Origin of the sequence: Chitinophaga eiseniae (assembly GCF_012641265.1) — a bacterium.
Lineage (GTDB): Bacteria > Bacteroidota > Bacteroidia > Chitinophagales > Chitinophagaceae > Chitinophaga > Chitinophaga eiseniae_A.
Genome location: NZ_JABAHZ010000008.1, coordinates 243,582 through 260,175, shown reverse-complemented (window position 1 = coordinate 260,175; position 16,594 = coordinate 243,582). Strand labels below are relative to the sequence as shown.

At 48.4% G+C, this 16,594-nt stretch carries 23 protein-coding genes; 15 read left to right on the top strand and 8 right to left on the bottom strand.

Annotated features, from left to right (window positions below; all coding sequences use genetic code 11):
* The first annotated feature begins 128 nt into the window (after positions 1-128).
* From HGH91_RS26600 to HGH91_RS31455, 3 genes are read left to right on the top strand one after another with little or no spacing between them, the layout of a single operon-like run.
* Positions 129-623: a DinB family protein gene (locus tag HGH91_RS26600; protein WP_168742083.1), complete on the top strand. Its 495-nt coding sequence runs from the start codon at positions 129-131 to the stop codon at positions 621-623.
* 14 nt (positions 624-637) lie between these two features.
* Positions 638-850, top strand: a complete 213-nt coding sequence (locus HGH91_RS26595; protein WP_168742082.1) for a hypothetical protein — start codon at positions 638-640, stop codon at positions 848-850.
* Positions 829-951 (top strand): hypothetical protein, encoded by a 123-nt coding sequence (locus tag HGH91_RS31455; protein WP_262888359.1) that lies wholly within the window; start codon positions 829-831, stop codon positions 949-951. Before HGH91_RS26595 ends, HGH91_RS31455 begins: the two co-directional genes overlap by 22 nt.
* Positions 952-1,007: 56 nt before the next feature.
* Here the strand turns inward: HGH91_RS31455 and HGH91_RS31135 are convergent, their stop codons facing one another.
* Positions 1,008-2,312, bottom strand: coding sequence for a YXWGXW repeat-containing protein (locus HGH91_RS31135; RefSeq protein WP_211092440.1), 1,305 nt, complete (start codon positions 2,310-2,312; stop codon positions 1,008-1,010).
* A 249-nt stretch (positions 2,313-2,561) separates the two neighbouring features.
* Between HGH91_RS31135 and HGH91_RS26580 the strand changes: the two genes are divergently transcribed.
* From HGH91_RS26580 to HGH91_RS26570, 3 genes are all read left to right on the top strand, one after another.
* The gene (locus tag HGH91_RS26580) at positions 2,562-3,032 is read left to right on the top strand and encodes a RidA family protein (RefSeq protein WP_168742080.1); all 471 of its coding nucleotides are present in this window, start codon (positions 2,562-2,564) and stop codon (positions 3,030-3,032) included.
* Positions 3,033-3,052: 20 nt separating this feature from the next.
* Complete coding sequence (locus tag HGH91_RS26575) at positions 3,053-4,126, top strand: dipeptidase (protein ID WP_168742079.1); 1,074 nt, start codon at positions 3,053-3,055, stop codon at positions 4,124-4,126.
* A gap of 176 nt (positions 4,127-4,302) precedes the next feature.
* Positions 4,303-5,286, top strand: coding sequence for an ABC transporter ATP-binding protein (locus HGH91_RS26570; RefSeq protein WP_168742077.1), 984 nt, complete (start codon positions 4,303-4,305; stop codon positions 5,284-5,286).
* Positions 5,287-5,297: 11 nt separating this feature from the next.
* Here the strand turns inward: HGH91_RS26570 and HGH91_RS26565 are convergent, their stop codons facing one another.
* Entirely contained in the window at positions 5,298-5,690 is a 393-nt protein-coding gene (locus HGH91_RS26565; protein ID WP_168742075.1) for a YrdB family protein, read from the bottom strand.
* Positions 5,691-5,756: 66 nt separating this feature from the next.
* Between HGH91_RS26565 and HGH91_RS26560 the strand changes: the two genes are divergently transcribed.
* The 4 genes from HGH91_RS26560 (at position 5,757) to HGH91_RS26545 (ending at position 8,656) form a co-directional block, all read left to right on the top strand.
* Positions 5,757-6,422 carry a GDSL-type esterase/lipase family protein gene (locus HGH91_RS26560; RefSeq protein ID WP_168742073.1) on the top strand — a complete coding sequence of 222 codons (666 nt, stop codon included), beginning with the start codon at positions 5,757-5,759 and terminating at the stop codon, positions 6,420-6,422.
* 7 nt (positions 6,423-6,429) lie between these two features.
* On the top strand, positions 6,430-7,515 hold the full coding sequence (locus HGH91_RS26555; RefSeq protein WP_168742071.1) for a Gfo/Idh/MocA family protein: 1,086 nt from the start codon (positions 6,430-6,432) through the stop codon (positions 7,513-7,515).
* 52 nt (positions 7,516-7,567) lie between these two features.
* On the top strand, positions 7,568-7,903 hold the full coding sequence (locus HGH91_RS26550; RefSeq protein ID WP_168742069.1) for a hypothetical protein: 336 nt from the start codon (positions 7,568-7,570) through the stop codon (positions 7,901-7,903).
* Between the two features lie 258 nt (positions 7,904-8,161).
* On the top strand, positions 8,162-8,656 hold the full coding sequence (locus HGH91_RS26545; RefSeq protein ID WP_168742067.1) for a hypothetical protein: 495 nt from the start codon (positions 8,162-8,164) through the stop codon (positions 8,654-8,656).
* Here HGH91_RS26545 and HGH91_RS26540 read toward each other — a convergent pair.
* Positions 8,624-9,040 (bottom strand): helix-turn-helix transcriptional regulator, encoded by a 417-nt coding sequence (locus tag HGH91_RS26540; protein ID WP_168742066.1) that lies wholly within the window; start codon positions 9,038-9,040, stop codon positions 8,624-8,626. The two genes, HGH91_RS26545 and HGH91_RS26540, sit on opposite strands and share 33 nt — an antisense overlap.
* A gap of 223 nt (positions 9,041-9,263) precedes the next feature.
* Between HGH91_RS26540 and HGH91_RS26535 the strand changes: the two genes are divergently transcribed.
* Positions 9,264-10,067: a DUF4349 domain-containing protein gene (locus tag HGH91_RS26535; RefSeq protein WP_168742064.1), complete on the top strand. Its 804-nt coding sequence runs from the start codon at positions 9,264-9,266 to the stop codon at positions 10,065-10,067.
* Here the strand turns inward: HGH91_RS26535 and HGH91_RS26530 are convergent.
* The 4 genes from HGH91_RS26530 to HGH91_RS26515 form a co-directional block, all read right to left on the bottom strand.
* Complete coding sequence (locus HGH91_RS26530) at positions 10,064-10,765, bottom strand: alpha/beta fold hydrolase (protein WP_168742062.1); 702 nt, start codon at positions 10,763-10,765, stop codon at positions 10,064-10,066. The genes HGH91_RS26535 and HGH91_RS26530 overlap by 4 nt on opposite strands.
* 50 nt (positions 10,766-10,815) lie before the next feature.
* On the bottom strand, positions 10,816-11,424 hold the full coding sequence (locus HGH91_RS26525; RefSeq protein WP_168742060.1) for a Crp/Fnr family transcriptional regulator: 609 nt from the start codon (positions 11,422-11,424) through the stop codon (positions 10,816-10,818).
* 34 nt (positions 11,425-11,458) lie between these two features.
* The gene (locus HGH91_RS26520) at positions 11,459-11,923 is read right to left on the bottom strand and encodes a PA2169 family four-helix-bundle protein (RefSeq protein ID WP_145670968.1); all 465 of its coding nucleotides are present in this window, start codon (positions 11,921-11,923) and stop codon (positions 11,459-11,461) included.
* A gap of 259 nt (positions 11,924-12,182) precedes the next feature.
* Positions 12,183-13,013: an MBL fold metallo-hydrolase gene (locus HGH91_RS26515; RefSeq protein WP_168742059.1), complete on the bottom strand. Its 831-nt coding sequence runs from the start codon at positions 13,011-13,013 to the stop codon at positions 12,183-12,185.
* A gap of 111 nt (positions 13,014-13,124) precedes the next feature.
* On the opposite strand from HGH91_RS26515, the gene lgt reads away from it, so the two are divergent.
* The 4 genes from lgt to HGH91_RS26495 all read left to right on the top strand — a co-directional run bounded on the left by lgt (position 13,125) and on the right by HGH91_RS26495 (position 15,635).
* Positions 13,125-13,940, top strand: a complete 816-nt coding sequence (gene lgt, locus HGH91_RS26510) for a prolipoprotein diacylglyceryl transferase (protein ID WP_168742057.1) — start codon at positions 13,125-13,127, stop codon at positions 13,938-13,940.
* Positions 13,927-14,475: a CobW family GTP-binding protein gene (locus HGH91_RS26505; protein ID WP_168742055.1), complete on the top strand. Its 549-nt coding sequence runs from the start codon at positions 13,927-13,929 to the stop codon at positions 14,473-14,475. Before lgt ends, HGH91_RS26505 begins: the two co-directional genes overlap by 14 nt.
* A gap of 13 nt (positions 14,476-14,488) precedes the next feature.
* Positions 14,489-14,773 (top strand): GTP-binding protein, encoded by a 285-nt coding sequence (locus tag HGH91_RS26500; protein ID WP_168742053.1) that lies wholly within the window; start codon positions 14,489-14,491, stop codon positions 14,771-14,773.
* A 67-nt stretch (positions 14,774-14,840) separates the two neighbouring features.
* The gene (locus HGH91_RS26495; protein ID WP_168742051.1) at positions 14,841-15,635 is read left to right on the top strand and encodes a DUF4846 domain-containing protein; all 795 of its coding nucleotides are present in this window, start codon (positions 14,841-14,843) and stop codon (positions 15,633-15,635) included.
* A gap of 59 nt (positions 15,636-15,694) precedes the next feature.
* Here the strand turns inward: HGH91_RS26495 and HGH91_RS26490 are convergent, their stop codons facing one another.
* Positions 15,695-16,591, bottom strand: a complete 897-nt coding sequence (locus tag HGH91_RS26490) for a metallophosphoesterase family protein (RefSeq protein ID WP_168742049.1) — start codon at positions 16,589-16,591, stop codon at positions 15,695-15,697.
* Positions 16,592-16,594 lie beyond the last annotated feature (3 nt).

The following is a 16,594-nucleotide window of genomic DNA, read 5'->3' as shown; positions in this document are numbered from 1 at the left end:
TTAAATTCTCTTTCCAAACTTAAGATTTTTTTGTCGCAAACGCCCCTAAGATTGACTGAATCAACATCCTTCCAGGCTGGAATTATCAACTACCTTAGAGATAGTTTGAAACCATAAATTACAACAACATGAAAGCTGCTAGTAACAGGATGCTGGGCATTCTGGCCATGTACGATCTGCAAACCGGGCTTTATCCCAGGGCATTGGAAGGTATAGCGGATGCAGATGCTTATAAACGTTTGGATACGGCTGCCAACCATATTGCCTGGCTGGCAGGTTCGCTGGTACAACAGCGGTTTGATGTAGCCGGTTTAATAGATCCCAACGTGAAAGAGAAATCAACCGGAGATGCGCTTTTTGCACACAACCAGGGTATCAAAGAAGGCGTTACCTATCCCACATTGGAAGTATACCAGCAAGACTGGGAACGGATTACGCCAATTTTCAGGGAAGTGCTGGCACAGGCCACCGATGAGCGGCTCGACAAAATCATTGAATTCCCCGGAATGAGCTTTCCCTGCTGGGATATGGTCACTTTCACCATTTACAGGGAAGCCAATTGTATTGGCCAGATTGCTTTGTGGAGGCGACTCCTGGGCTATCCGGCTATGAAGTATATGTAATAAATTTTACACCGATGGTAGAAGTATTTAAAACCAATGTGCAGCGTCGCGGCGTTGCCAATGCGTTGGTAGCGCTGTTGCACAACAACTTCCCGGGTAGCAGGATTAACTTCGACCTGGAAGATTGCGACAGGGTGTTAAGGGTGGAAGGGGACAATTTTCACCCGGAAAAAGTAATGATGCTGGTCAATGAAAATGGTTTCCAATGTCACATTATGGAGGATTGATAAGGGCGTTGCTGATCAAAAAAGGAATTGCTGATCAGCAACGCTTTTCATCCATCCGTGCCAGCCTTTGGGCGAGGAAAGAAGAGAAGCATCTCTGGTAGGAGATGCTTCATTTATAATGCCGGATGAAAGGAAATATTTGTACTGGATTATTGTGTTAGTGCCGTACGCGGCCACCACCTTCGTGTCCGCCGCCACCGCCGTGGCCGCCACCAAATCCACCTCCTCCAACACGGCCACCGCCACCACCGCCGCCGAATTCACGACCACCACCGCCGCCGCGAGGCATCTGCTGTGAAAAGTGTGGTTGCTGTTGTGCCATCACACGACCCTGTCCACCGTTGTAACTTGGACGGGCGCCGCCTGGATTATTGTACCCCTGTCTGGCTGGGTTATAGGAAGGAGCATTGCGCTGACCGGTAAATCCTTGTCTCACATTATTGTCTGGCCGTGTAAATCCCTGCCTTACGTTATTGTCTGGTCTGGTAAATCCCTGTCTTACGTTATTGCCAGGTTGATTATAACCCTGTCTTGCATTATTACCTGGTCGTGTAAATCCTTGTCTTACGTTATTACCCGGCTGTGTAGTTCCCTGCCTGATATTATTATTACCCGGGCGCATATTGTTATTGCCCCTGTCGGCAAACCCCTGCCGGACGTTGTTATTACCTCCAGGCTGGGTGTTGCCCTGTCTGATACTGGAACCACCCTGGTTAGTTAATCCCTGTCGAACCGAAGGCCGTGCTGCATTAGGGTTGCCGCCCACGCGATTTCCCTGCTGAGCATGTATCACTGCATTGGCTGGACGACCATTGTTTACGGAAGCCAACATATCACGGTTACCCCTCGCTACCCGTTGATTGGATACCTGTGCAGAAGTGGCCTGTATATGGCGATCCCGCATGGCTAACTGGTCGGTACGCGTAGGGCGGGCGGTTATACCGCCGGGACCATTGTAGCTGCTACGATTATTGATAATAGTCCGGTTATTAATTACGGTGTTGTTAATGTAAGTATTACGAACAATAGTGGTGTTTACATTGGTATAGGCTGTATTATAACGATATACGTTACCTGCCCAGCCGCCCCCATAGAATCCGGAACCAAAATATCCGCATCCATAGTTAACGCCACCATAGTATCCTACCCGGTGACCCCAGTAGCCGGCATGCCAGCTGTAAATGCCACCTATGCAACCCCAATATCCCGGAGTCCAAAGTAAACCAATGGCCGGAGGCATGATCCATGCACCTGGTACCCAGTAGTAACCATCGGGACCGTATGCCCAGTACCCCGGTGTCCAAAGATATCCATCCACCGGACAGGGAGGCTGGGTGTATACGGGTAACAGCGGGGGCGCCAACCGGATGGAAATTCCCACGCTTACCTGTGCCTGCGCCACCGGTGCGGTGGCAGCTAATGCTGTACTGGTGAGCATCAAGGCGATGATAATGTTTTTCATGATATGATTACTCTTTATCCTTTCTATTCGACAATTATGCCATAAAAAAGTTTAACCCGGGAGAAGGGGTTCGCAATAGCGCTACCGGGAGTATTGAAAACGGGTAAAGGTGCCGGATATTGCTTTGGTCGCGGATGTAGAAAATCAGGGTAACGTTGTGGAACGTGGAAAATACAAATTAAAGTGTTGTTAAAATGTTATCTTGGCCTGCCACGGTTATATATGAATAAAGCACATAAAACAGCAACTATGGAAAGTAATCACGCAGAAGAGAAATTTGCGACCCTGGGACTAGCATTGCCACCAGCGCCAGCGCCGCTGGGCGTTTATAAGCCTTGCCTCGTAGATGGTAAATATCTTTATCTGTCAGGTCATGGGCCTGTACAGCATGATAAATCACTCATTATTGGCCGGATAGGAGATGCGTTGGACATGGAAGCTGGTAAGCTGGCCGCCAGGCAGGTGGGGTTAACGATGCTGTCGACCATTAAAACGCATATAGGCAGTTTGGATAAAGTAAAACGGGTGATTAAGGTATTTGGAATGGTAAATTGTACGCCCAGCTTTGAGCGCCATCCTTATATTATCAATGGGTGCAGCGAATTATTTGCGGCCATCTGGGGAGAGGAGAATGGGATAGGCGTTAGAAGCGCAGTTGGTTTTGGCTCCCTACCGGATAATATCCCGGTTGAAATAGAAGCGTTATTTGAACTATACTAGGCAAACTAAAGAAAATAAGTATGTTTACGATAGATGCACACCTGGATCTTAGCATGAATGCGCTGGAATGGAACAGGGACCTGCAACAGCCGGTAGCCGCCATCCGGGAAAGGGAAGCGGGGCTGAGCGATAAGCCGGACCGCGGTAACGGCGTGGTGGCTTTCCCTGAACTGAGGAAGGGAAATATAGGATTGGTGGTGGCCACACAAATAGGCCGCTTCGTAGCCCCGGATAATCCCCTCCCAGGCTGGCATTCCCCCGAGCAGGCATGGGCGCAAACCCAGGGACAACTCGCCTGGTATAAAGCCATGGAAGATGCGGGAGAAATGGTGATGATCAAAGACCGGAAAGGATTGGAGCAACACCTGCTGCACTGGAATGACGGTACCCCCAATGATAAGAAACCAATAGGCTATATCCTTAGCCTCGAGGGCGCCGATTCCATTGTTGATATAAAATACCTGGAACGTGCTTATAATAAAGGACTCCGCGCGATAGGTCCTGCTCACTATGGGCCTGGACGTTATGCCAACGGCACCGATGCTACGGGACATTTAAATGAGCGCGGCCGGCAATTGATAAGGGAAATAGAGCGTCTGGGCATGATACTCGACGCTACTCACTTATGCGACGATGCCTTCTGGGATGCCATGGAATTGTTTAATGGGCCCGTATGGGCAAGTCATAATAATTGTCGTGCGCTGGTAGATCATAACCGGCAGTTCAGCGACGACATGATCCGGGTACTGGTACAAAAAGGAGCCGTTATTGGCGGCGCATTGGATGCCTGGATGATGGTACCTGGCTGGGTGCGCGGAAAATCTACCCCGAAGGATATGCATTGCAATCTCGAAAAAATGGTAGACCATATGGATCATATCTGCCAGATCGCAGGCAATGCCCTGCATATCGGTATTGGTTCCGACCTGGATGGCGCCTTTGGTAAAGAGCAATGTCCTTATGACCTGGAAACCATCGCAGATCTGCAAACGCTTCCAGCCTTACTGTCGAAAAGAGGGTATAGCGCTACAGATATTGAAAACGTCATGCATAGTAACTGGTTGCGCTTCCTGCGCAATGCCTGGAAAGACTAACACTATTCGTATAGCTGATTACGACAAAGCCCCTTCTTTATGCAGAAGGGGTTTTATGTTTTGGTGATTATACTACACTGGTTATCAATGATATTGATTTGATTATCTATGTGCTTACTTCAATAGTTATGCGCTTTTTGCTTCCCCTTTCCGGCAAGTTTTACTAACTTGCGCGAATGAATTTTCTTGAAGTCTCCAATATCAGTAAACAACAGCACGGCGCATATATTTTAAAGAATGTCAGCTTTACACAACACCAGTTTCAGAAGGTAGTGATTGCCGGAGAAACAGGTTCCGGAAAAAGCTCCCTGATGAAAATTGCAGGAGGCATGGGACAGGCCGATGAAGGCACAGTTATGTTTGAAGGAAAGCGGGTAAGGGGCGCCCTGGAGGTGCTTATTCCTGGACATCCGGGTACCGCGTACTTGTCGCAGCACTTTGAATTGAGAAATAATTACCGCGTGGAGGAAATTCTGTCGTATGCCAATAAGCTTACGGAAGAATCAGCCAACGAAGTATACGAGGTGTGCAGGATCAGCCACCTGTTGAAAAGAAAGACCGATCAGCTGTCGGGCGGAGAGAAGCAACGTATTGCAATGGCCCGGTTGCTGATAGGCGCACCGCGCCTGTTTTTGCTGGATGAACCCTATTCTAACCTCGACATGATCCATAAAAGCATTCTGAAGAATGTGATCGGCGATATCAGCGAAAGACTGGGTATTACCTGTATGTTGATTTCGCACGATCCTATGGATATACTGCCCTGGGCCGACCAGATCCTGGTGATGAAAGACGGGGAAATTGTACAGCAGGGTACTCCCAGGGAAATTTATAACCAGCCGGTTAGTGAATATGTAGCGGGATTGTTTGGGAAATACAACCTGATCGCACCCGCTAAGGCAAACATACTGGAAGGACTCCCCGGTATTACCCGTAACGGTAAGCATATTTTTATCCGGCCGGAGGATTTTAAAGTAGTGCGTACCAAAAAAGACGCGATTCCCGGTAAAGTGAAGGAACTCAGTTTTTATGGCAGCTTCCTCGAGGCAGAAGTAGCATTGGGTAATGAAATCGTTACCATTAAAACAGCCAATGCCGGGCTGAAGAAGGGGGCTACCGTGCAGGTAGCTGTAGACCCTGAAGCGGTGTGGTATTTTTAACCGGACCTTATTTATCTTCTTTCTGCAAAGCCGTTATAGGGCTTGTTACGCAACATATCCCAGGTTCTGTCGTAGGATACAATGTAATGAATAACTACAACGGCGGCCAGGATAGTACTCCACTGAGGATGTTCCATTACACGGAGCCCCCATATGGCCAACCCGAATAATATCCACTCCAATAGTAGTCTTGCCTGTCCGGGAATAGCCACGGGCGCTTCTTTCGGATCATTAGGAATACGAAAAACGCCCCAGAGGGTGGCTGCGCTGAGCGGAAATCCCAACGCCAGCACATATCGTAGCCAGCTATCGGCGCCCATTTGCCAGCCCCAGGAGCCCAGTATAACTAACATAATAATTTCCAGTAGGAAACGTACGGCTAAGTTGACGGGATTGGTATTCATATCGTTGACTATTCCGAAATAAATATATTTCTTTTATCTTAACGGCTTGGTGTTAATTAAATTGTTATGAGGAAAAATTTATTGCTGCTCTGCCTGGCCTGTCTGTATGCGAGCGTTGGCCTGTTTGCACAGTCGCCGCTGCGATTTGAAAAGGATATTCATACGATCCAGGATTTTGATAAAATGTATGCACCGGCGCCGCATCCTATTTTGTTTGTGGGTAGTTCTTCTATCCGCAAATGGGACGACCTGGAACGGAATTTCAGCAGCTATGTGGCGATGAACAGGGGCGTTGGCGGGGCTGAAACCAACGACATCACTTATTACGCCAATGACATCATTTTCCCGTATGCTCCCCGGCAGATAGTGATTTATGTAGGAGAAAATGATTTGCCGCATGCCAGCGTTACCGCCGATACTATGCTGGTACGCTTTCAGCAGCTATATGGTGTTATCCGGGCCAAGCTACCGGCCATTCCCATCATTTATATTTCCATTAAGCCCAGTCCCTCCCGGGCCGCATTTTTAGAGAAGGCAAGGCAAACCAATGCGCTGATCAAAAATTTCCTGGCAAAGGAAAAACAGATCGTTTTTGTAGATATCTATTCCAAAATGCTCGATAAATCCGGGCAGCCGCGTAAGGAATTATTCCTGGACGACATGTTGCACATGAACAAAAAAGGATACGCAATATGGGAAAAGGCCGTACAGCCGTACCTGTTGCATAAATAAAAGCAGTATGCGTATAGTTTTCATCATTTTCCTGTTGCTGCTGGCGGCGGAAATCACCTGGTCGCAATCATTACGGGTAGCCGTAGCCGGCGTATCGCACGGGCATGCGGGATTCATCCTGGGCCGCCCCGATAAAGGGGATATCCAGATCGCAGGCATTTACGAACCGGATGTTGCCGTAGCAAAGTTGCGCGCAAAGCAATACCATCTGCCGGAAAATATCTTTTATACGAACCTGGCAGAAATGCTGGATGCGGTAAAGCCGGCCGCAGTGCTGGCATTTGGTTCTATCAAAGCCCATAGAGAAGTGGTGGAGGCGGCAGCGCCCCGGCATATACATATCATGGTAGAAAAGCCGCTGGCCACCACCGTGGCAGATGCCGTGTATATGGACTCCCTGGCACGCAGATACGGGGTACACCTGCTCACCGACTATGAAACCAGCTGGTATCCGTCTGTTGCCAAAACGTTCCAGTTGGTGGAAGACAGCAGTTTCGCCGGGAAGATCAGGAAGGTAACCATCAACGATGGGCACCAGGGACCCAAAGAAATAGGCTGCGGTCCGGAGTTCCTTGCCTGGCTCACCGACCCGGTGCTGAATGGCGGTGGTGCGCTCATGGACTTTGGCTGCTACGGCGCCAACCAGATGACTTACCTGGTGAAGAATCGTTTGCCCGTTTCCGTTACCGCGGTGGCCCGGCATTACAAACCACAGGTATATCCTAAAGTGGAAGACGACGCCACTATCCTGGTGGACTACGGGGATATGCAATGTACCATACAGGCTTCCTGGAACTGGACCTTCAGCCGTAAAGACATGGAAATATACGGCGACAAAGGTTATCTTATTGCAGCCGATAAAAATACACTGGTGCAACGTAATAATGAACGGGCGCCGGCTACCGTTCGTTATATAACGGCAACGGATATACGGGTATACGAAGACCCTTTTCGCTACCTGATCGATATATTGAATGGCACAGTGAAAATGCCTCCCTATGGCTTATATGCGCCGGAAAATAACGTGATCGTGGTACGTATACTGGAGGCCGCCCGGGAATCGGTGCGAACTGGTAAAACTATTAAATTCTGATACCATGGGACTCCGGGTTTTTGTTTGTGAACAATGCCATGAAATGCAGCGCATGTCTACATCGGATCTGCTGCTACCGGAAGTGGTATGCAACCATTGTGGGCATATTACCATAAATTCTCCGGAAGCACAGGAGCGAACCCGGAACATGCTGGCAGAAAACAGGTGGTATGCCGGATTCCTGGAACTGCTGCTGGCAATAGAAGAACAGCTGGGCATTGACTATGCAGATGAAGATTTCCCGGCGCCATTCGTAACGCCCCGGCAGCTGATCGCCGTTACGCTGCAGCGATGCCATCATGCTATCACGGAGCAGGAGCTGATAGCGTTGATTACCAGGCTCACAGGCGCTCCAATCGCCAACCTGGACAGCCCCTTGCCCTGCTGAAAACTTTGCGTCTCAACCGGATAATATTCTTCCAAATAAAACGTTAATCCCTTTGCAGGTAGATCGCTCCCGGCTTTATTTCTTTCCCGGCGAATAAATGATACTTAGATATTATATGCAAGCTGATGCGATTCAATCGAATCTATTTTACCGTTATTTTTTTTCTTTTCCTGCGATCTTTTTAGGTGGAAGATATCGTATCTTAATATTAACAGGGTAGGCGTTAACGTTATTTCATGTTATATGAAAACAGGTTTTATGAGATCTAACCGCTTCCATATTATTAGCCTCTTTATCATCATAGGTAGTTTATTTCCCCAGGTTTTTGTTCAGGCGCAACAAACGCCTATGTTCAGCAATACGTACCAGCAGTTAACCCGCTTTATGGACACGGCGTTAATCCCCATGAAAGCCGGGAGCACCAGCCTCGCTTTTTCTATGAAAGCAGAAATAGATCATGGAAATATTACTAAGCTCGATTGCTCTACCAATGTAGCCAGTGATTTAAAGCCCCGTTTATTCAGGCTGCAGGAATTGGATATCAGGTGGAACAAGTTAACCGGGAAGAGTGGAAAATACTATGTGATTATTCCGGTATATTTTATCGTGGAACATTCAACGGGTAAAGTACAGCTCAATTCCAAAACGGAATTTACCAACGGATTTTATTACGATGATGGTGATTTGTTTGACAACAAACCGCTGAATAACTACTTTTTCTTAAAGCCCATCTACCTGCAGCGTTACCTCTGAGGATGCCGTGGCTGCGCGTTGTAGCCGGTATTGAGAGGGCGTGACTCCTTCAAACCGTTTAAAGAATTTGGTAAAATTGGAATTGTCGAACGTCAGTTTGGTGGCGATTTCTGTGATGCTCAACTGCGGCATCTGTAACATTTTCCTGGCTTCTTCCATCAGCCTCATTTCAAAGAAATAGCAGGGTGCTTTACCGGTATGCAGCTTGATGGTATTGCTGAGATGTACCGGGTGAATGAATAGCAGCTTCGCAATGTCTTTGATATGGTACATATGATCTGCACTGCCATCCATAATCTGATCCACATGTTTGTTGACCGCTTCAATAAAAGCGCTGGTGATTTCTGCTTTTCTTGACTGGTATTTCTGAGGAAGTACGGGCATGGTACATAGAGATAATGAGTAATAAAGATACTAAATAATCAGGCATCCGATTTTTATCGTGTGAGGGAACGGAAAATATTTTAACAAATTATGAAGGTTACCTTTTTCAGTCTGTTTGTATAAAGTTTAAATTCTCCTTGTTATGCGCCTTTCATTCTCGTACTTGATGATCCCAGTGCTCTTTTGCTGCGCCTGCAGTGCAAACAGAGCAGGAAAACAAGCCATGGCAGAAAAACAATCCGCGTCGGAGTACGCAACCACGGCCGATTCCACTACCTTCTCCAATGACATGAGCCGTATTACTTCTGCCTCGCGGAAGCGGGTAAAATCCGCTGACGTACGGTGTAGGGTAGCCAGTGTATTTGCCTCCACCAGTGCACTGGAGCAACTGGTAACCCGCTCTGGTGGCTTAATAGAAGAAAGCAACCTGCAAAACGAATCGGTAGAACAATACCGCCTGCCTTATTCGGCCGATTCCGTAAAACGTGTACAGCTTTACACGCCGGTAGCCAATCTTACCCTGAGAGTGCCGGTCGACAGCCTGGATATGGTAGTCCGTGCGCTTACTTCCACCGCTGTTTACATTGATCATCGCGTGGTAAAAGACCAGGATATGACCCTGAAATACCTGGCCAACGCTATGAAGAATGAGCAACAGGAAAACAGCGCAGGCAAAGCAGTAGCGCCTTCCAAAAAAGGCAATACGCTCGACATTGTGGAGTATAACGATCAACGCGGGGAACAGGCGGTAGACCGCCGGATCAGTAACCTGACGATCCTGGATGATGTGGCTTACTCAACATTTACCGTACAGCTTTTTCAACCAGAAGTAGCGGATGTACAGATAGTGGTGAACCCTGCGAAGATGAGCCGTGCCGGCTTCGGAACAGAGTTGGTGGTAGCCCTGCGCGGCGGCGCTGATATATTCCGCAACATTTTACTCTTCTTTGTTGAGCTATGGCCTTTCCTGCTGATTGGTGCGGCCGGATGGATTGGGTACCGGAAGCTCCTGTTACGTAAAAGCTAATCTTTCTCCAGGAAGGATGTCAACACTTCATTAAACGCCGCCGGAAGTTCCATCATAGGCGCATGTCCACATTTAGCCAGCATAACCAGTTCTGCCTGTGGCAACAGGCGCCTGAATTCCTGTGCAACTTCCGGCGGCGTAATTTTATCGTCTTCTCCCCAGATCAGCAAGGTGCGGGTGGGGATATGTGGCAGCAGGCCGGCTACATAATTACGGTTGGCCGACTTGGCCATTTTTACAATCCGGAAACACTTGCGGGCATTGGTGGTTGTACTGAATACTTCTGCCACCAGGGCATCGGTGGCGGTGGCAGGGTCATAAAAGGTATAAGCCACCCGTTCGCGGATATAATCGTAACTGCCACGTTTAGGATAACTACCCATACTGGTGTTTTCGTATAGTCCGGAGCTGCCGGTCAATACCAGCCTGGCTACTTTCTCCGGATGCCGGTGGGTATACAGGATGGCCACATGACCTCCCAGTGAATTGCCCACCAGGATTACATTTTCCAGCCCGGCAGATGCTATATACTGATCGAGAAATTGTACAAGATATTCCAGGTTATCTCCCGGATGCTCATCATAGATAGGCAGCGCCGGGATATGAATGTTGTAGTGGGGGGAGAAGTGATTAACAACGCCTTCCCAGTTGCTAAGCCCGCCGAATAGTCCGTGCAATAAAAGCATGCTTTGTTTCATACCTTTTTTGAATACAAAACTATAGTGCGGCTTACATGAAGGGCGTGATTTCAATCACAAACATTCCGGGTACGGTTCAGCAGCAGCAACCTGGCCCTGCTAATGGCTTCCCGGCTGGTATACAGGTAGCGGGCAATGTTGGTAAGTGATATTTTTTGGATGATGGCGGGGCGTTTTTCCAGCAGGAATTTATACCGCTGCAAGGGACTCTTCAGGGAAAGAATATATTGATGTTCTGCCTGTTGCTCCAGTAGTTCCTGGAATAGCTGAAGATTTACATGCAGCAGGTTCATGTGCAGGGCATAGAGCGGTTGTATCTTTTTAATATTTATTTTCAACACCACGGCATCCTCTACGGCTACGATGCCGAGCGCAGATGGGGCCTTTTTATTGTAGCTTTCGCAGTTAGCGAGGAAGTCGTTCGGGAAACTGAACTTCACAATTTTTTCATTGCCTTCTTCGTCGAAGATGGCAAATTTGAACATCCCGGATATAACAAAAGCAGAATACCTGGCTACCTTTCCATAGCGCAAAAAGGCATCTCCTTTCTTAATGTGTTTTATAGTGGCAATGGAATCCAGCAGCTGCCATTCTGCCAGTGTTACTACCGGGTATTTTTTCATTAGTTGATCATACCAGGCCGGCAATGTATGTGTCATCGAAGCAATCGGTTTGACTGCAATATAAACATTCTTATTTTCTGGCCTGATCGCGTAATGTTTTCACCTTATCATGTGCCTGTTTTAGCAAGGCCTTTTGCTGGGTAAGTAATTCCCGTATGTAGGCGGGCATGGTTTCCAGGTCAAGAGAATCCTGGTAGGCCTGCAATACGGCATCTTCTGTGGCTTCGCAGTTGGCCAGTATGGTTCTGCGGTCATGCCCGGAAAACAATGCTTTTACCTCTGACCAGGCGCGGTATATTTTACCGGCAGCAGTAGTACCGGTTTCCATGGTACCTCCGTTGGCCTGTACTTCGTTGCCCAATGCGTTCCGGAGCTGGTGACTTTCCGTAATCATGGCAGAGAAAACAGGTTTGAGGTCTGCATCAGTGGGAGGTAATTCCCGTAGCGCCTTTTCATAACCGGCAATGCGGTCGTTGTTGATGCCAATCAGGTCGTTCAGTATTTCGTTGGTAACGGCGGCGGTTATTGTTTCCATGAGTAATATTAATTTGATGTAATAGAATATCGGCCATAAAACATGCCAACAGGTTTGTCAACATGCACAGAAATATACAAGGAAGCAGGCGTTTTTGTTTGATTGTCACCGCGTGTTTTGTATTACAGACTGCCTTTGTGGGTGGATGTTCAACCTGGAGCAACCGATGCCAGGCGTTAATGAGAGGGAATACCAGGTGTGGAGGCTCTTAAACAGTATGTGGCGGAACATCATCTACTGCTCCGGAAGCGAGCCCGGCTTAAAACAATTTCCCTTGCAGCGCCTCGGCTGATATGGGAGGTGGCGTTGTTTCCCCTGTGTTGGCAGCAGTAACGGTAAACACGGCCGTTTCCTGGTACCGCGAGGCTACGATAATCTGCGTGCCGTTGGCATGCTCATCAAAAAGCGCCTGTACCAGGTCGGGACTGTTATTGTCGCGGGAGAGGTGGGAGAGCAGGAGGTGGCTCATAAATGCCGGGCGGTGCGTAGTAAATATTTCCAATGCCTGGCGGTTGGATAAATGCCCCTTACCACCACGGATACGGTTCTTCAGGTAATACGGATACCGCCCTTTTTCCAGCATTTCTTCATCGTAATTGGCTTCCAGGAAGGCGGCATTGCATTGCTGGAAATGACGAACTATATGTTCACAGGGGGCGCCGATGTCCGTAAAGATACCAATGGTAACGGCGTTGCCACTCACCACAAAGCTATGTGGCTCCGAGGCATCATGATGTTTGGGAAATGCGGTAACGGACAGGTTGCCTACCGGGATGGCTTCATACGGGTTGAAATCCACTACCAGCTGGGCATCGATCGATAGGCCCCCATGGGTAAGGGTGCCGGGTGTAATGTAAACCGGTAGCCGGTATTTCTTAGCCAGTACTTCTACGCCCCGGATATGATCACTATGTTCGTGGGAGATAAAGATCGCCTTTACTTTTTTCATGGAAAGCCCCAGGCGGGTCATCCGCTTCTCCGTTTCACGGCAGGAAATACCTGCGTCTATCAACACTGCTTCGCTGTCATTCCCGATATAATAACAGTTCCCGTTGCTTCCCGAATTCAATGAAGTGATAAATAGCGACATGCCGACAAAGGTAAAATTTCATGTCGAGATTTGATGATGTATTCACTGCTTCCCGGAAGATTATTTTGGATAGTTGTTTGTTAATTTGCAACATTGTTGCAAATTTGTAGAATGGATAAAATAATGATACTGTCGTGGGACGTGTCCCCGGACATTTTCCGGGTGGGAGGCCTGGCGCTGCGTTATTACAGTGTGGCCTTTATGCTGGCTATCCTGGCTGCCTATACGGTGCTGAACCGGATTTTCCGGCGGGAGCAGGTGCCGCCGGGCACACTCGATCGCCTGCTGGTATACATGGTGACAGGCACCTTGTTGGGCGCACGTTTGGGGCATTGTCTTTTTTATGATGCCGCCTACTACAAAACTCATCTCTGGGAAATTTTTCTGCCAGTTGTTTTCCGTAACGGGCAGGTGGAGTTTACCGGCTACGAGGGATTGGCCAGTCACGGTGCGGCGATCGGCATCCTGCTGGCATCCTGGCGCTTCAGTGTAAAATACCGGTTATCGCTTACCTGGTTACTCGACCGGCTGGCCATCGTAGTACCCCTGGCGGGAAGTTTTATTCGCATTGGCAATTTTTTTAATGCTGAAATCATCGGGTTGCCTTCCACTCTGCCCTGGTCGGTGACATTTACCCGCGTAGATGCACAGCCCAGGCATCCGGCGCAATTGTATGAAGCGCTTTGTTATGTACTTATTTTTTGTTGGCAGCTATACCGCTATTACCAGGCACCCCGGCCGGGGCAACTCTTCGGCAGTTTACTCTTACTGGTATTTACCGCCCGCTTTTGCATAGAGTTCGTTAAAGAAAACCAGGTCGCCTTTGAAAATGACCACCTGTTGAATATGGGACAGCTCCTGAGCCTTCCCCTGGTATTGCTGGGTATTTATTTTTTAAAATTTTATAAAGTATATGGAGAGAGATAAACCGATAAAAGCCTATATTATCACCGGTTTCCTGGGAGCGGGCAAAACAACTATCCTGAATAGCTTACTGCAGCAGTTTACAGGCTCCCGTAATATTGTGATTGAAAACGAGGTAGGCAAAGTGAATATTGATGCAAGCCTGATCGAGGCTAAAGTTGATCAGCTCTATGAACTCACGAGCGGCTGTATCTGTTGCTCGCTCGACAACGACCTGCTGGAAGTGCTGGGAAATATACCTGTCCAGGAGCAGCGCCCGGACCATGTTTTCATAGAAACCACCGGCATCGCCGACGCAGGCAATATCATCGGCATGTTTCATTTGCCAGATGTGCAGCGTCATTACAAGCTGGAAAATACCGTCTGTGTGGTGGATGCAGAAAATATCTTTGAACGCCTGCAACAGGCGCCGGAAACCGGTAAGCAAGTGGCCGCGGCGGATGTGATCAAAGGGGACTATTTCACTGAAGGATCTGCAATTCCGGGAGAAACCCTTACCTGCAAAGGAGATCACCGCTCCTGTAAAGCAGCCCCATAAGATCAACACGGTTTTGTTTGAATCACCCATCGCCTTCGATCTGAATATGTTTGTGTTTGTGCTTGATTTTTACTGCAACGCCTATCCCGATCAGTTGTACCGTATCAAAGGACATATCCGCGTCCACAACAGTAAAGAAAAAATGCTGGTGCAATCTACCGGCCGATACCTGCATATTGTACCAGCGGGGGAGTGGGGAGATGGCAATGCTTCTTCTACGTTGGTATTTATAGGGAGAGCGTTGAAATCGGCTACTATCCAGCGTATGCTGGCGCCGGCACAGAAAGAAAAGATATAGGGGATTATACGCTGGTTGCTAATTATGGAAAATTTAGAGAAATGCATCTTCTCTAAAAAATATTCATATGTCGGTAGCCCGGATATATTCATTATTGTTTGTCATCCTTATCAGTACAACCGCTTTTTCTCAAACCCGGACCGTATCCGGCATCCCGCTGCCACCGGGTTATAAACGCCTTTCGCAGTCACCAGGCTCCTTTGGCGCCTGGTTAAGATTGCTGCCATTGAAAAAGGATGGCCGGGTATATCTCTATAATGGCCAGTTAAAACATAATCAACAGGCGCAATACGCAGTACTTGATATTTCTGTTGGTACAAAAAATTTGCAGCAATGCGCAGATGCAGTAATACGGCTGCGGGCAGAGTATTTATTTGCCAGTGAACGGCCAGAGAAAATTGCCTTTCACGCTACCAGTGGTACACTGATGGATTATAACGGATGGAGCAAAGGAGACCGCTGGATTTTAAAGAACAACCAGCTACAACGAAAGCGGATAGCGTCGCCTTGTGGCGGACATACCTGTTTACTGTCGTACCTGGAAACGGTGTTTTCCTGGGCAGGCACGCTTTCGCTCAGCCGGGAGCTGGTATCGGTAAAGGATACACGGAAATTATTGCCTGGTGATGTATTTATTAAAGGAGGTAGCCCGGGGCATGCGGTGATAGTAGCAGATGTAGCAGAAGACGCGGCAGGTAACCGGATTTTCCTCCTGGCGCAAAGTTATATGCCTGCCCAGGATATACATATATTAAAGAACCCGGCAGGCGCTTCGCCCTGGTACACAGCCGGATTCACCGGCAAGTTGCTGACCCCGGAATGGATATTTGATGCCATTGAACTATCACGGTTTCCCGGGTGATAATTACACAAAAAAGGGGCGCTTCGTGCGCCCCTGAATACAAAATATCATCATCGCCGTTACCAGTGATGCGGAATGTAGTCATTTTCTACACTGCCATCTGCGTATAAGCGGAGGATAGCATAACCGGGAGGTGTTTCCAGGTAATACCCTTCACCGGCAGATTCCTTATCGCCTTTGCCCCACCAGAAGCCGCTCATAGCGCCATTGCAGCAGTAACGGATACCATTGTAAACCGCGTTGTCGGCCAGGTGGTTATGGCCGCTAAGACATACTTTTACTTTGTCGCGGTGTTGGAAAAACAGGGACTTTAACCGCTGATGATCGCCGTGGCCGCCGCCTACCAGCATGGGAGTAACACCCAGGATAGGATAATGCGACATCACCAGGGTAGGAGTACCGGCCGGTAATGCCTGCAGATCCTTTTCCAGCCACTGGTATTGTTCTTCATCCAGGGAGGTTTTGTCGTTGTTACCGTCCAGGATAATGAAGTGCCAGCCTTGGCGGGTGAAGCTATAGTAGCGGTGCGGTATTTTCAGGCGCTTTACAACATAGTCTTTCCCATACATGCTATCGTCTTTAGAAGGCGCTTTCCACCACATATCGTGGTTGCCCAGGCAGCTATGTACCTCGTAGGATTTGAGGCTGCTGATACAGTCATCCCAGAGGCTCCAGAGTTGTGTTACGCGGTCGCGCACCACGTTGTCATACGAGGCATCAAAGATAGAATCGCCGCCATTGAGAAAGAAATCGATCTTTTTCTTTTTGATTTCTTCCAGGCATTTTTTGAATCGCGCTGGCGCATCGAGGTCTTCGCGAATATGCACATCCGTGATATGCGCCACGGTCAGCACCGGGCTGCGTTTGCTGTTGCCGGCGGCTTTAACGGCAGCCGGTCCCAGGAGGGTACCGGCTGCAAGTAAGCCTGAATGTTTTAATATATCTCTTCTATTCATACG